This window comes from Flavobacterium limicola (assembly GCF_003634755.1).
Classification (GTDB): Bacteria; Bacteroidota; Bacteroidia; order Flavobacteriales; family Flavobacteriaceae; genus Flavobacterium; species Flavobacterium limicola.
Map to the genome: position 1 here is coordinate 206,517 of NZ_RBXA01000004.1, position 14,423 is coordinate 220,939.

Below are 14,423 nucleotides of genomic sequence, written 5' to 3' on the forward strand. Positions count from 1 at the left end.
AGGCGTTTGGCAAGATTGCGAAGTTTGTAGTGAAATCACGTTTATTTCTCGCAAGAAATTTTATCATTGCTAAAAAATAATCGGTTACGAACTTCCAGCCATCGCAAAGCAGCTGAACGTTAGCGACAGGCTTAAAAAAAACTAAATCCGAATTTATGGAGAAAAATCAAAGCCCATTCTCTTCCAAGCAAATTATCACATTTATATTTCTAACTTTCGGAATTACGGCGTTTTTTGACATTTATTCAATTTGGCTCAACGTAAGCGGAACAGCGGCTACATTATTCAATACCGCTGCAATGTGGAGTCCGGCAATAGCTGTATTTCTGACCAAATTGATTTATAAGCAAGTTGCAATCTCAATAAATTGGAAATGGCCAAAAACAAAGTATATTCTTTTGTCGTTTGCAATTCCTATACTTTATTCTTTAATTTCTTTTCTGATAATTTGGGTTGCTGGTTGGGGAACTTTCTACAATCAGGAATTTTTAAAAGAAATATCTAATTCTTATGGGATTACTTCTCTTTCTCCGAGTTTCGTCATTTTCATATTTGTTTTAATGACAGGAGTTTTTGGCGTTTTTGGCAGTTGTGCTAATGCTTTAGGAGAAGAAATTGGTTGGAGAGGGTTTTTAACAACTCAATTATTTTATAAATATGGTTATATTAAAACATCTTTAATTATTGGAATAATATGGGCTGTTTGGCATTATACCGTTTTAATATTTGGTGATTACAATAATGGAACGCCTTTTTGGTTCGGATTGATTTGTTTTACGATAATGATTATCGCAGCAACATTCATTTTTACTTGGTTTACTATAAAAAGTGGAAGTCTATTTCCTGCTGTACTATTACATGCCACACACAATCTTTATATCCAAAGAATATTTACGCCCTTAACTGATACTAATTTGATTACACCTTGGTACATTGGCGAATTCGGTATTGTATTACCATTTGTTATGATTGTGTTTGCTTTTTATTTCATTTCAAGAAGAAAGGAATTAATGAGCGGAAAGTAAAAAGCCAGTCGCTAACAGCCGTTTCACGCAATTGCGAATTTTGTAGTATGTTCACGATTGCGTTTCGCAAAAATTTTTATCCGATCGCGGAAATATGACCAGCTAGCGCGAGCGTCCCACTTGTGAACATTCTCATGAGTAAATAACTTTAAATTAAACCTGCAAAGTTGAGCAATCAATACTAGTAAAAAAGCTATATTCATTAAAATTAAGAAAATTATTTTAAATAAAGATTTGTAGCTCTTCTGTTTGGTTAAACCATCGGGTGTTTTAATTGCCAATTGGAATGACACAGCATATACAAAAGCGATAGTGAATTGAAGAAGTATTTCTGCGCTATAGGGTTTTCTTATTTGGAAAATGACATAGTAATTTTGATTAGATTTGTTTTGACATAACATCTTTGTGGCTGCGAATTGCAAATTCTCGCACCAGAAGGATAATTAGAATTTTAAAAATGTAACTTAATGAAGAAAATATTCCTATCACTTTGTTTTTTGATTGCTTTTATCAATAGCAAAGCACAAAATTTATCTAATACAGAAAATAAGATAGTAGCCTATATCAATGAGCATTTGCCAGAAACTAGAGATTTACTTATTAAAACAGTCAACATCAATAGTGGAACATTAAATATTGAAGGTGTAAAAAAAGTAGGCGCGATTTACGGTGCCGAACTTGAAAAAGCTGGACTTAAAAGCGAATGGATAAGCTTGCCAGATAGTTTGCAACGAGCAGGCCATTTAGTGGCCACCAAAAAAGGAACTAAGGGAAAACGAATATTTATTATTGGCCATTTAGATACGGTTTTTGAACCAGATATGCCTGCTAATAATTGGACAATGTTAAATGATTCAACAGCTACAGGGCAAGGTGCTATTGATATGAAAGGGGGTGATGTAATAGTTATTGCAGCATTGCAAGCCTTAAAAAATTTAGGCTTATTAGACAACGCATCAATAATAGTTTATTTTACAGGAGATGAAGAAAGAGCTGGACTACCCATTAGCGTAAGCCGTAAAGATTTTATAAAACGAGCTCAGCAATGTGATGTAGCGTTAGGTTTTGAAACAGCCATAGGTCTTAACACAGTTACAACAGCTCGTCGTGGGGCTAGTAGCTGGACATTAAATGTGACTGCTAAAACTGGCCACTCTCAAGGTGTTTTCAGTAGTAATTCTGGCTATGGTGCTATTTATGAATCTGCAAGAATTTTAAATGATTTTCGTTTGCAATTAAGTCAAGAAAAGTATTTGACTTTTAATCCAGGATTGATAATTGGCGGCTCAGAAATGAATTATGATGCTGATAAAGCCAAAGGTGATGCAATAGGTAAAACGAATATCATTTCGCCTACAGTTACCGTTGTTGGTGATTTACGTTTCTTAACCGAAGAACAAAAAGAAACTGCCAGAGAAAAAATGAAAGCTATTGTAAACAATAATCTAAATGGAACAAAGGCTACAATTAGTTTTAGCGATGGTATACCTGGAATGGCTCCAAAAGAAGGTAATAATCGCTTACTTGCTATTATTGATAGTATTTCGCAAGACATGGGAATAGGTAAAACAGTTGCCGGCGACCCGGGTTCTAGAGGTGCCGGAGATATTTCGTATATAGCAAAATATGTAGATTGTATAGATGGTTTAGGTTCTTCTGGTAAGGGTGCCCATGCCGCTGGTGAAACTATTAACCTGAAAGAATTTCCATATTTAATTCAACGAGCTGCGATTTTAATTTACAGATTAACACAAAATTAAAAGGCCTTTACAGTTTTCTCTGGAAGTAGGTTTTTACAATTGAATGGAATTGAATCTCCGATTGCGCCGATGAAAAACCAGCTAGGGCGTGCGTCCCGCTCTTGAACATGATCAAAAGTAAACATCAATTCTAATACGGATAAGTACGAATTAATCACATCATACTAAAACAAATAAATTATGTCAAGAATTGTAATGGCAATAGGTTTAGTAATCGCTTTTATAGGTTGGATTTTATACCGACTAATTATTAAAAAAGACTTAAGTAAAAATTTAAATAACTTGTACCTTGGACTATTTTTTATAATAACATGGGTATTATTTTATTTTTTTATTGTTGAATCTTTTTAATCATCGTGAAATAATGACTATACATACTCAAGTAGCGCGAACGCTCCCTTTTGTATATTTTCTCATGAGTAAATATTTATAAATTAAACCTGCAAGCTTAAACTTGCAGGTTTTTTTGCTTCAAATACTAACATTTATACTAATTCATTTAATGAACAATAGTTCATGAGGCAATCAATAAGTTCTACTAATATGGAAAAAGAAACTATTTAAAGGTGACACAAAACAATTGAGAAATAAATGGGCATCCCAAAAGTAATATTAAAAGGAAACGTTACAGCTAATGCCATGGGCAGAAAAATTCCTGGATTGGCCTTTGGAACGGCTATTTTCATGGCTGCAGGAACTGCAATGTAAGAAGCGCTTGCCGCGAGTACTGCGAAAATAAAACGGTTACCAACATCATCTGTAATAAATTGGCTTAAAAAAGCTACGATACAACCATTGATCAGCGGAAAAACAACTGCAAAGAAAATGCTGAACCACCCACTTTTAAAAAAATCATTTAATTTTCGGCCACTAACAATTCCCATATCCAACAAAAACAAGGCTAAAAACCCTTTGAAAATATCAGTCGTAAAAGGCTTAATTCCCAACGCTTGCTGTTCGCTCGCTAAAAAACCAATAACCAAACTACCCAAAATCAAAAGTACACTTCCATTAGTGAACGAATGTTTAATGATAGTACTCATCTTGGTTTTCTTAACTTCTTCTTTACTGAATAACCGTATTAAAATTACTCCTATGATAATCGCAGGAGCCTCCATCAGCGCCATTACAGCGACCATATGACCACTGAAAGTATAGTTTTGAATTTCTAAAAAAGATATAGCCGTTACAAAAGTCACCGCACTCACGGAACCATAAGCTGCAGCTATAGCCCCAGAATTCTCGATACTGTATTTCCTCTTCAAAATAAAAAAAGTATACAATGGAATTAATCCTGCAATCAATACTCCAAACGCTATGGACCAAAGTATGTCTATGGTAAAATGACTATGAGCCAATTCCTGTCCGCCTTTGAAACCAATTGAAAAAAGAAGGTACAGCGATATAAACTTAGACGTATTTTCCGGAATTTCTAAGTCACTTTTTACATAGACCGCTATAATTCCCAACACAAAAAACAATAAGGCTGGATTGGTTAAATTATCGAACAATAAACTTAAATTCATCTATTTTTTTTATTTTAGAAATTACTATTTTATTTTTGAGTGGCCCTTTTTAACCGGTCATTTATTGTTTTACCCAAGCCAAAATCCGGAAATCGTTCCGCTATAATGCAGTCGAGATGGCAATTATCCAATCGATGCAAAGCAGCATAAAGTTGTGAAGCTGCTTCTGCTAAATTTCCTGTCGCGGATAAAACTTCTTGTTGTACAATTTTGGGATCATTTACCTCCTTTTGGAATACGACAACTCCAATTTTTTGATCTGGAAACGTTAGCAGCTTCTTTTTCACATCGGTGGTCAAAAAAGTCGTGGTCAAAGGAGCATAATGCTTAGAAAACATACCTGGTGCCGCTGGAGCGATATCATCATGGGTTATCATTTTTACTTGCCCCACAACTGCTTGAATGTCCTCTACAGCCAAAGAACCCAGGCGATATAAAATAGGCTCCCCATTTTCAAATCCTATGATAGTTGACTCTATTCCTCTTTGACAAGCTCCCCCATCCAAAACCATTGGTAATACTTCTTCAAAATAGTCCGCAACATGTGTTGCCGTAGTGGGACTTATAGAGCCAAAAGGATTGGCACTTGGTGCCGCTAAAGGATAGGCTAACTCATTAAGCAGGGCTAAGATTACTGGATGATTTGGAACTCTCACCGCCAACGTATCTTTACCACCGGTGACTAAATCCGGAACAGCAATATGCTTTTTTAAAACTAAAGTTAAAGGTCCTGGCCAGAAAGCTTTCGCCAACAAAGCGGCTTTTTCAGGAATATCTCTCGCTATTTCAGAAAGGACGTCTGCAGATTTTATATGAACAATCAACGGATTAAAGAATGGTCTTTGTTTCATCGTAAAAATACTCTCGATGGCTCTTGAACTATAGATATTTCCTGCTAATCCATAAACAGTTTCGGTAGGAATTGCTATGATTTGGTCCTGATTTAAAAGCGCAACGGCTTTTGGAATCGAATTACTAATTATACTCATAAATTAAGGGTTACAGGAATCACAAAATCCTGGGTCTTCAGTTGTTTTTTGATGGGGATACATTTTCTCGGAACTAAAAGAACACTTCTTGCAGCAATAAATAAAACTCAATGTGGAACGAGTGGGCACTGAACACCAAGAACAAGGCAAGCCCTGTTTCGCATCTGTCACACAAAAACCAGGCGTTTTACAGCTTGGGCATTCTCTTTTTATCGCGTCTAATAATTTTTGTGCAGCAATTTTGATTACACCCATTCGTGTGGGATTATACATTGCACGCATATCCGTTTCTGCATAGACACTTCCATGAGCAGACATCAAAAGCTGGAACGAATCCTCCAAATGACTGTTTGTCGTAATTCCTTTAACTAGTCCTGTGATGTCATCTGGCTTGGTTCTCAATAGTATGGCATGAGACGGGAATTGTACTTTATTTGCAAAATCCAAGAGCATTTCTGTATTGAGGATGTTTTCTCCGTAAAAATTAGTATCCAGACTCAGTTCGCGGACCACTATTTCCAAATTATTTTTTTTATCGATAAAAATTAAAAATTCGTCATCTGCTTGTGCAAAAAAAATAGAAGGATGTGAACCAAAAGAACCTTCACTGGCAATGCCCAGATTGCAATCAAATTGTTCCATAGCTGCCAGACACTTTGCCCTAACAGTTGCCAATGCTGTATCTTTTCGCTTTATTTCTCCGGAAAAAGTTCCAAAAATATCCGAGTCATAGTTCTCAGGTACAAAGCATTGTACTCCTAGTCCTTCCTCTAAAATTGGAGTGATCACTTGTTCTTTTTGATGCTTTGTTGCAATCAATAATCGTCTGCCTTCAAACATTGCTTAATCCTTATTTCTTGGTTTAAGTACGAGTTGAATAACACCTTCAATTTCTAAATCCATATCCTTTAGTGCCGCTTCCTTTATAAGCTCCTTAATGTAGGCTGATGCATCTAAAAGTGTCTCTTGTCTTATTTTTGAATGTGGATTCTCTTTATTGAACCGAATCTGATTGCTAAATATTTCTAAATTATGATAGTTAATCTTACTGTTTATCAATGAAAACAGTACTTTGCCTGCTTCTGATGGCGAAAACTGCCCTTCAATCAGCTTAAATTGATATTCTTTCTTCATAGCGTTTTATAATAAAATTTTATTTTTTTGTAATGTGTAAGTCGTAAAAAATATTCCTGAACCAAGAAACAGGGTAAAAAACAAATTGTTAGGTTCTAGGAATGTCAATAGTATTCCAACGATTAGCCAAATCACCGCAACGAGTAAACTAATTTTTATATTTTTGATTTTATGTATCATAACGACTAATTTAATTTCTCCAAAGGTAAAATCACTGATCCATAAATTTTTATTTATATTTGTAATGATATACATAAAAAATATTTATGAATTATACACTCCATCAATTACAGGTATTCTTAAAAATAGCACAAAACGAGAGCATTACTAAGGCTGCAGCAGAACTTCATCTTACGCAACCCGCAGTATCCATTCAATTAAGAAATCTTCAAGATCAATTTGATGTTCCATTAACGGAGGTAATCGGAAGAAAGCTTTATGTGACCGATTTTGGAAAAGAAATTGCCATGGCAGCTGAAAAGATTCTTAATGAAGTACATGCCATCAATTATAAAACAATGGCATTCAAGGGGCAACTCACCGGGAGATTGAAAATTTCCGTCGTATCCACAGGCAAGTATGTTATACCCTATTTTTTATCTGATTTTTTAAAAAAGAATCAAGGTGTAGAATTAAGTTTGGATGTAACGAATAAAATTAAAGTACTGAAAAATTTAGAAAGAAATGAGGTAGATTTCTCTTTGGTATCTGTATTGCCTGATTCTCTGCAAATTGAAAAAGTGGAATTAATGCCTAATTCGCTTTATCTTATTGCTAATAGTGATCAAAAAATAACAGCAGGAATCCAAGATAAAAGTATCATAGAAACCCTATCAATAATCTATCGGGAAGAAGGATCCGGGACACGTTTCGTAATGGAAAAATTCATTGAAAACAATCAGTTGACGGTTCCAAAAAAAATGGTACTCACTAGTAATGAAGCTATAAAACAAGCTGTATTGGCCGGACTTGGATGTTCTATTATGCCTTTAATTGGAATCAAAAATGAACTCAACAATCGTGATTTACAAATAATCCCTGTAAAAGGTTTGCCAATTCAATCCAACTGGAATCTAATATGGTTAAAAGGCAAGAAATTTTCACCCGTCGCTGCTGCCTATTTAAAATTCATACAAGAAGAAAAAAGAAGAATTATCGAGCAAAAATTTAATTGGATAAATGTAATAAAGGATGTTAATCACGCATAGAACACAATGATTTTACACCTGAGAACTTTGGCATTTTTTTAGTTTTCAAATTTACATTTCTGTCTCAAAATCGATTTTAACTACCGAGATCTAGTTAAGACCATTGAATACACACCAATCTCGCTCATCAATAGCAGCTCCCTTCATTCAAACTTTTTACGTTAATTCATTTCCATTGTTATAGATAGTTTCATCTACTGTTTTATAGGCTTTAAGATATTCAATCGCTTCAATTTCAGCAGTTGTAATTTCTGAATTATCCGAATAATGATTCGTTTCGTAATGATCTAAAACTCCTTTTAGATCCAAAGCTTTAATTTGCAACTTAGCTTTTTGTCTAAATCGAGACAATTCCTTCTCTACAATTACTAATTTTTCCTTTGATATTTTTAGTTTCCCTTTTTTGTATTGTGATAAATTATAAATTTCAAGTAAATCCATTTCTTCAACTTGCTGTATTAAAATTTTCAAATTAAAAGGATTTTCAACTAATGGTAAAATAATTCGGATTGATCTGATAATTCTCTTCACAACAGTAGGATCTTCTTTGCCCCACTGAAAAATCTGATCGTAGCAAAAGTCAATGAATTCCTCAAAATTAAATTCATTTACCTGTATTTTTTTGGAACCCAAAGTCCTGGAATCTGTTGAGGGAAATTCTCGTATGGCTAGTTCTTTTGCTATTTCCCCAATCTGATCAATACAATTCAAACAAGTAGTTGGATCATTCACCGCAGGAGAAATGGCTTTTATCGCAATATCTACCAGTTTCCTGACACCAAAATTCACATCTTGCGTGTGACTTCTGAACAACTTAACTTTAAAAGTAGTACTGACAATCGCTCCTATTTCTTTCTTCAAACGAAGTATCTGATTCATTTGGAGTTCCTCGTTAAAAACTAATACGATAAGCGTAGTAGTATCTTTCATAATAAATTCCCCTACAATTGGTTTTTGATAGGCATTTTCAAAAAAAACGCCCACATCAGAACTACTGATATATTCTGTTATTTTTTCGAGTTTTTTATAGTTTACGCTGTCCAAATAGCCCGTTTCAAAAGTACTTACAATTTTTACTTGAAATTTATCCGGGTTAATTTTGGAACGTTTGTAAAGGAGGCTCTTTCCCACACTCCAATTTTCCTGATACAAATCATTAATTTCTTCAACCATTTCAGTTTTGATTCCATTTGTGATACTGGAAACATTCATGTTTATACTTAAATAGCTAATCATATTAGGATAAGACCATACCAGACAATAAAAAGCAAGTAGAGAACCTGTAGTAAGTGTTAAAAGAAAAGAAGTTTGATAAAAAACAGAAGCTAACTGAGGTAACACACACAACGAAATAGTACCCACAAACAATCCGATAAATTGTTGCATCTTGATGTTATTTGATAAAAAATGTCTCAAAATTCGGGGTGAAAACTGAGAGGATGCCAACTGCATCACAACAAAAATAACAGAGAAAGTAGTTAAAGAAATTCCAATAAGAATGGAGATTAGAATAGTAGAAACCGGAATCAGCCGATTGTAAATTTCTAATTCATTGATTTTGAATTTCAATCCAAAATCGACATAATAATCAATTGTCAGTAAAACAGAACCAATAATAAACGCATAAATACCACTGGTAAAGGTACCCATATGTTTAATTTGATGTTCTAACATACTCTTGAAACGCAGTCTTAATTTTTGTATCATAATTTAAATTTCAATAGGTAAATTTCAATAGGTAAATTTAGCCTAAATATGTCTTCATTCGAAAAATTTAAATTGCTTTATACATCAAATAGAAAAGTAGCTTATAGGATACACTAAGCAAAAACAGATCAGAATTGATAAAAAGGAGAAGTGTTGGCGGCTTTCGTAAAGAAAAGTTTTCAGATTATTTGATAAAATTTTAAACCATAAAAAACCTGCAAGCGTTAGCTTACAGGTTCTTGTATTTAGATTTGACTAGTGAAACAATATAGCTATTGATTCAAGATATTTCCTTCTTCTTTTTTCTCTTTATTCAATAAATTAGGATCTTCTTTTGCCAATTTGTTTTTGGTTGGAATTTTGTAATTTACACTGAACCCAAAACGACGCGTATCGTTTTTATTCGCTAATAACAAAGGCGTACCAACAGAACTGAACACAAATCGGTTCGAATTAAGTACATCGTCCGCACTTATGGAAACCGACAATTGGTCTTTGAAAAACTTTTTAGAAAACGTTAAATCAAGCGTATTATTAAAAGGCTTCTCAGCAATGAAATAAAAATAATTACCCTTAGACATGATGTAATTAAAGTTAGCTACAAACTTGATTTCTTTTGGTAACAGAATTTGAGACATCAAATTAAACATCCAAAAACCATTAGTCTTAATTTCGGGAATTTGATGAAACTGATACGCCGTATACACATATAAAAAGTTCATTTTATCCGGATTAATATTCATTTTCATAGTTTCCTTGAGTCCTTCTGTAAACAACATATACGGAATTGGCAATCCCACATTAAAGTTGTGAATTTTGATTTGAGGTACATTTATATTGGTATTTACTACAACATCATCGGTAAGTAATACTCTGTTGATTACCTGATTTTGAGCAGAACTTACATTATATCCGATAAAAGCATAATCAAAAGCACTCAATTTCGCTTCGTAATTATCAAAAATTGTAGGCTGCAAATTCGGGTTTCCCGAGTAATCAATATTTGGATTTTGATAATTGGTGTTGTTTGGATTTAAAGCAGAAGTGCTTGGCAAACTTATTTTCTTGTTGTAATTCACATTAAAATAAACAGAATTACTGAAATTATATTGGGCACTTGCATTTGGAAAAAAACGGAATTGTTTAAACGGAATTAAATCCGCAGTGTTGGTTTTTCCTGTGATATTGTAATCCTCGGCTCTACCGCCCACAATAAAATTGAACTTATCAAATTTAGTTTGTAACTCACCGTAAGCTGCTGCTGTTTTTCGTTGATAATCCAAGTTCACAATTTCCATGTTTTGGGTTTCAAAAAGAAGCGCTTCATATAAACCACCAAAGCTTATTTTCCCTTCATCAGAAAATGCAATGGGTTGTGAGTAATCAAATTTAGCATTGTACAACCGCTGCGTCGAAGCATTATCTAATATTGTAGCATTATTTGTTCTGGAATTCAGTGTGAAATCATTTTGATTGCTGTTGTAATTGAATCTAAAATCTAATTTTTTAGATTTATCCTCAAACTTTTTTTGGAAAGTAACAACAAAATCCTGACGTAAAGCATCTGTAAAGGAATCATCATTAGTACTAAAACCGGGACCATTTCCTAATGTATTGCTATTATTGTTGCTGTAGTTTACATCGTAATTAAATAACAATCGGTCGTTGCCAATATCAAACGTCAGTGCGGATTTTGCAAAATTTGTGCGTCCGAAGCGATCCGCCTCAGTGGTGGAAAGTAACGAAGTTGTGTTATTTTCATTTTTAGTAAGTGAAGTCCACACCGCAGATTCTCTATAATTTTGTCCAACATTCAATTGCCAACCAAAATATTTATTCTTAGCGCTCAACAACAGACTATTATTTATTCTCCATCGCAAATGATCGTAACTCGTGAAATTAGTGCTATTGGTATACGTAGCGCTTAAATAATTTTTAGCATTTTTATTCGTGATGATGTTCATAATGGCACCACCGGAAGTAGCAGGAAACTCCGCTCCTGGTTGTGTGATGATTTCAATTTTTTCAATGGCATTCGCAGGCATTCCTTCCAAAAAAGAATTCAATTCATTTGAAGTAATATTAAGCGGTCTTCCATCCATAAAAACATCTAGTTGTTTTCCTTGATACATCATCCCGGCCACATCAGAAGCGATAAGTCCCGGCAGTTTTTTTATCCCTTCTAAAACGGAACCTGAATTCAAACTGGGCTGACTGGAAAAATCAAATATGGTTCTGTCCGCTTTTTGCTCAATTGCTTTTTTAGTTTTTACAATCGCAACTTCATTCAATTCTACAGCCTTTTTAGGCTCTTCCTGTGCGGAGAGTGTGAATACTGCTCCTAAAAAAAACATACTTAAAAAATAATTCTTTTTCATCGTTTCTATTTGTGTTACTCCTTTAGTAGCACTATAATTCTAAACGTTACCAAAAAACGAACTGATTTAAGAAAATTATTATATTTCACAAGACTTAAAGACCGATTTCAGCACAGAATAACGAACTTTGCAACTCTTTATTAAAATAAAATTCCAAAACTAAATCAAAGATGATTTTACAAATAGAAACTCCTGCCTTACTTTTTGGTGCAACCTCGTTAATTTTATTGGCGTATACCAATCGGTTTTTGACCATTGCCACAATCGTAAGAGGTTTAAAAAAACATATAAGGAAAAGCAAAACGATACGATTTTATTGGAAATCAAAAACCTAAACTTACGATTGACTCTGATTCGAAATATGCAAATGGCCGGCGTTTTAAGTCTGTTTTTATCTGTTTTTGCCATGCTATTATTATTCTTAGAACAGCAAACAGCCGGAATTTATCTTTTTGGGATGAGTTTATTGGGACTATTGATTTCATTGGGATTATCGTTTTGGGAAATCAGTATTTCAGTAAATGCATTACGATTGCATTTGAGCGATTTAGTTGAAAAAGAAGTGAAATAAAATCAGTATTAGCCTGAAAATCTTAAATATTTAAATAAAATCTGCTGCTTCCAACCCGTATTCACTACAGAATTAAAGTCTTACATATTAACACCTAATTTATGACTCATAACTAGGAACTAAAGCATATCTTTGCCCGCTTTTTAAAATTGAAAAAAATGATAAAGAATAATGTATTAAAAGGGGTTTTTCTGGTAGGTCTTGGCGCAACTAGTTATGGAATGCTGGCTACTTTTGTAAAAATAGCCTACGGCGAAGGTTTCACCACACCCGAAGTTACCATTGCGCAATTTGTATATGGGATCCTGGGAATGCTGATTATTAATATGTTCCAAAAAGCTAAAAAAGGAAATGCCGTTATAAAAGCATCCAAGAAAAATATTACGCAATTAATGTTGGCAGGAACTTCGCTGGGAATGACTAGTATTTTTTATTATTTAGCCGTTAAATACATTCCCGTTTCTATTGCTATCGTTTTATTGATGCAAACCGTTTGGATGGGTGTTTTATTCGAAATGATTTTAGAAAAGAAAATACCTTCCACACAAAAAATCATATCGGTAATTATAGTCTTAGTGGGAACGGCACTTGCCACAAATCTGATTCAAAGCAAAGTAGAATTAGACTGGCGCGGCATCGTTTTAGGGCTTTTGGCTGCAACTTCCTTTACCACAACCATGTTTACCGCTAATCGTGTGGCAACACATGTTTCGTCAGCGCAACGCAGTTTATTTATGCTTCTTGGCGGAGCTGTAATTGTAACCGGATTTGCAATTGCTACACAAACAACTCCTTTCAATTTTGAGATTTTCATGAAATGGGGAATAATTCTGGCTCTTTTTGGAACTATAATTCCACCTTTATTATTCAACGCTGGTTTCCCACTTACCGGAATTGGACTTGGAAGTATTGTTTCGGCACTGGAACTTCCCGTATCCGTACTGATGGCGTATTTTCTTTTAAGCGAAAAAGTAATTCTGCTTCAATGGATTGGAATTGTCTTAATCATCTTAGCAATTGTCATTATGAACGTGAATTTTAAGAAAAAGGCTTAATTTCTATTTAAAACATTTGTGCTAATTTCATTTAAATTTTTATAAATTCGTGATAAATAACTTTATTATGAATTTACCTTGGCATTTATATGTAATGGCTTTTGTTTACTTTATTGCAGGATTAAACCATTTCAGAAACCCGAGATTGTACCTGAAAATCATTCCGCCTTATTTCCCGAATCCGAAATTATTAAACCAAATTAGCGGTTTAGCCGAAATAATTTTGGGAATCTCATTATGTATTCCGGTGCTTTCAAGCTACGCTGCATGGGGAGTTATTGCTTTATTAATTGCTATTTTCCCAACACATTTATACATGTATTTCGATGAAAAAGCAAGAATGGGTTTACCAAAATGGGTTTTGCTTTTGCGAATGCCTTTACAATTAGTTCTAATTTTCTGGGCGTACCAATACACATAATCCAGTGAAATCACTTTTCGAATCCACATCCGACCCCATACTTATTAACTTGCCGGACGCTGAAATTATCTATTATCCTCAGTTTTATAACACAGAGCAAGCGGATATTATTTTTACCGAATTAGTAAAAGATATTCCTTGGCAACAAGATGAAATTCGAGTTTATGGTAAAATTCATCCACAACCTCGCTTGACGGCTTTGTTTGGAAACGAAGGAAAACCCTATTCCTATTCGAATATAACTATGCAACCGCATCCATGGAATTCGCTTTTGCAAAAGCTAAAAACGGAAATCGAAAAGGTTTCGGAAACCATTTTTACAACCGTTTTACTCAATCAGTATCGCGGTGGAAAAGACAGCAACGGATGGCATGCCGATAATGAAAAAGAATTGGGAACAAATCCTGTGATTGCTTCATTAAGTTTTGGCGCCGAACGCACGTTTCAATTGAAACATAATTTGGACAAAGACCTTAAAAAAAATATCATTTTACAACATGGAAGTTTGCTGCTGATGAAAGGAACTACGCAGCATTTCTGGAAACACCAAATCCCGAAAACAGCAAAACCTATTAGCCCAAGAATAAATCTTACTTTTCGGGTTATCAAATAGATATTTTCCGAAATATGTATTAAATTTGAAATAAAT

13 protein-coding genes and 1 pseudogene are annotated in these 14,423 nt (G+C 34.1%); 7 read left to right on the plus strand and 7 right to left on the minus strand.

Annotated features, from left to right (window positions below; genetic code table 11):
* Positions 1 to 155 precede the first annotated feature (155 nt).
* Complete coding sequence (locus tag BC952_RS13550) at positions 156 to 1,025, plus strand: CPBP family intramembrane glutamic endopeptidase (protein ID WP_121366151.1); 870 nt, start codon at positions 156 to 158, stop codon at positions 1,023 to 1,025.
* A 467-nt stretch (positions 1,026 to 1,492) separates the two neighbouring features.
* A complete protein-coding gene (locus BC952_RS13560) occupies positions 1,493 to 2,785 on the plus strand; it encodes a M20/M25/M40 family metallo-hydrolase (RefSeq protein ID WP_121366153.1) in 1,293 nt (430 codons plus the stop codon).
* Between the two features lie 560 nt (positions 2,786 to 3,345).
* On the opposite strand, the gene BC952_RS13565 is transcribed toward BC952_RS13560, so the two are convergent.
* The 5 genes from BC952_RS13565 to BC952_RS13585 are packed head-to-tail and all read right to left on the minus strand — an operon-like array spanning position 3,346 to position 6,689.
* Complete coding sequence (locus BC952_RS13565; RefSeq protein WP_121366154.1) at positions 3,346 to 4,311, minus strand: sodium-dependent bicarbonate transport family permease; 966 nt, start codon at positions 4,309 to 4,311, stop codon at positions 3,346 to 3,348.
* A 29-nt stretch (positions 4,312 to 4,340) separates the two neighbouring features.
* Positions 4,341 to 5,300 carry an L-threonylcarbamoyladenylate synthase gene (locus BC952_RS13570; RefSeq protein WP_121366155.1) on the minus strand — a complete coding sequence of 320 codons (960 nt, stop codon included), beginning with the start codon at positions 5,298 to 5,300 and terminating at the stop codon, positions 4,341 to 4,343.
* 3 nt (positions 5,301 to 5,303) lie between these two features.
* The gene (locus tag BC952_RS13575; RefSeq protein ID WP_121366156.1) at positions 5,304 to 6,140 is read right to left on the minus strand and encodes a DUF6671 family protein; all 837 of its coding nucleotides are present in this window, start codon (positions 6,138 to 6,140) and stop codon (positions 5,304 to 5,306) included.
* Between the two features lie 3 nt (positions 6,141 to 6,143).
* On the minus strand, positions 6,144 to 6,434 hold the full coding sequence (locus BC952_RS13580; protein ID WP_121366157.1) for a hypothetical protein: 291 nt from the start codon (positions 6,432 to 6,434) through the stop codon (positions 6,144 to 6,146).
* A 6-nt stretch (positions 6,435 to 6,440) separates the two neighbouring features.
* Positions 6,441 to 6,689, minus strand: coding sequence for a hypothetical protein (locus tag BC952_RS13585; protein ID WP_121366158.1), 249 nt, complete (start codon positions 6,687 to 6,689; stop codon positions 6,441 to 6,443).
* A gap of 11 nt (positions 6,690 to 6,700) precedes the next feature.
* On the opposite strand from BC952_RS13585, the gene BC952_RS13590 reads away from it, so the two are divergent.
* Positions 6,701 to 7,642, plus strand: coding sequence for a LysR family transcriptional regulator (locus BC952_RS13590; protein ID WP_121366159.1), 942 nt, complete (start codon positions 6,701 to 6,703; stop codon positions 7,640 to 7,642).
* Between the two features lie 156 nt (positions 7,643 to 7,798).
* Here BC952_RS13590 and BC952_RS13595 read toward each other — a convergent pair whose 3' ends face one another.
* Both BC952_RS13595 and BC952_RS13600 read right to left on the minus strand, forming a co-directional pair.
* Complete coding sequence (locus tag BC952_RS13595) at positions 7,799 to 9,349, minus strand: DUF2254 family protein (RefSeq protein WP_121366160.1); 1,551 nt, start codon at positions 9,347 to 9,349, stop codon at positions 7,799 to 7,801.
* Positions 9,350 to 9,621: 272 nt separating this feature from the next.
* Entirely contained in the window at positions 9,622 to 11,727 is a 2,106-nt protein-coding gene (locus tag BC952_RS13600; RefSeq protein ID WP_121366161.1) for an outer membrane beta-barrel family protein, read from the minus strand.
* Positions 11,728 to 11,897: 170 nt separating this feature from the next.
* Between BC952_RS13600 and BC952_RS13605 the strand changes: the two are divergent.
* From BC952_RS13605 to BC952_RS13620, 4 genes and pseudogenes are all read left to right on the plus strand, one after another.
* A pseudogene (locus BC952_RS13605) lies at positions 11,898 to 12,298 on the plus strand (DUF2721 domain-containing protein).
* Between the two features lie 158 nt (positions 12,299 to 12,456).
* The gene (locus BC952_RS13610; RefSeq protein WP_121366162.1) at positions 12,457 to 13,353 is read left to right on the plus strand and encodes an EamA family transporter; all 897 of its coding nucleotides are present in this window, start codon (positions 12,457 to 12,459) and stop codon (positions 13,351 to 13,353) included.
* 67 nt (positions 13,354 to 13,420) lie between these two features.
* Positions 13,421 to 13,774: a DoxX family protein gene (locus BC952_RS13615; RefSeq protein ID WP_121366163.1), complete on the plus strand. Its 354-nt coding sequence runs from the start codon at positions 13,421 to 13,423 to the stop codon at positions 13,772 to 13,774.
* 4 nt (positions 13,775 to 13,778) lie between these two features.
* A complete protein-coding gene (locus tag BC952_RS13620) occupies positions 13,779 to 14,387 on the plus strand; it encodes an alpha-ketoglutarate-dependent dioxygenase AlkB family protein (protein WP_121366164.1) in 609 nt (202 codons plus the stop codon).
* Positions 14,388 to 14,423 lie beyond the last annotated feature (36 nt).

Coding starts and splice junctions, on each gene's coding strand:
- BC952_RS13595 (WP_121366160.1), bottom strand. CDS start 9,349: ATGATACAAAAATTAAGACTGCGTTTCAAGAGTATGTTAGAACATCAA.
- BC952_RS13575 (WP_121366156.1), bottom strand. CDS start 6,140: ATGTTTGAAGGCAGACGATTATTGATTGCAACAAAGCATCAAAAAGAA.
- BC952_RS13550 (WP_121366151.1), top strand. CDS start 156: ATGGAGAAAAATCAAAGCCCATTCTCTTCCAAGCAAATTATCACATTT.
- BC952_RS13565 (WP_121366154.1), bottom strand. CDS start 4,311: ATGAATTTAAGTTTATTGTTCGATAATTTAACCAATCCAGCCTTATTG.
- BC952_RS13610 (WP_121366162.1), top strand. CDS start 12,457: ATGATAAAGAATAATGTATTAAAAGGGGTTTTTCTGGTAGGTCTTGGC.
- BC952_RS13560 (WP_121366153.1), top strand. CDS start 1,493: ATGAAGAAAATATTCCTATCACTTTGTTTTTTGATTGCTTTTATCAAT.
- BC952_RS13615 (WP_121366163.1), top strand. CDS start 13,421: ATGAATTTACCTTGGCATTTATATGTAATGGCTTTTGTTTACTTTATT.
- BC952_RS13590 (WP_121366159.1), top strand. CDS start 6,701: ATGAATTATACACTCCATCAATTACAGGTATTCTTAAAAATAGCACAA.
- BC952_RS13600 (WP_121366161.1), bottom strand. CDS start 11,727: ATGAAAAAGAATTATTTTTTAAGTATGTTTTTTTTAGGAGCAGTATTC.
- BC952_RS13570 (WP_121366155.1), bottom strand. CDS start 5,300: ATGAGTATAATTAGTAATTCGATTCCAAAAGCCGTTGCGCTTTTAAAT.
- BC952_RS13580 (WP_121366157.1), bottom strand. CDS start 6,434: ATGAAGAAAGAATATCAATTTAAGCTGATTGAAGGGCAGTTTTCGCCA.
- BC952_RS13585 (WP_121366158.1), bottom strand. CDS start 6,689: ATGTATATCATTACAAATATAAATAAAAATTTATGGATCAGTGATTTT.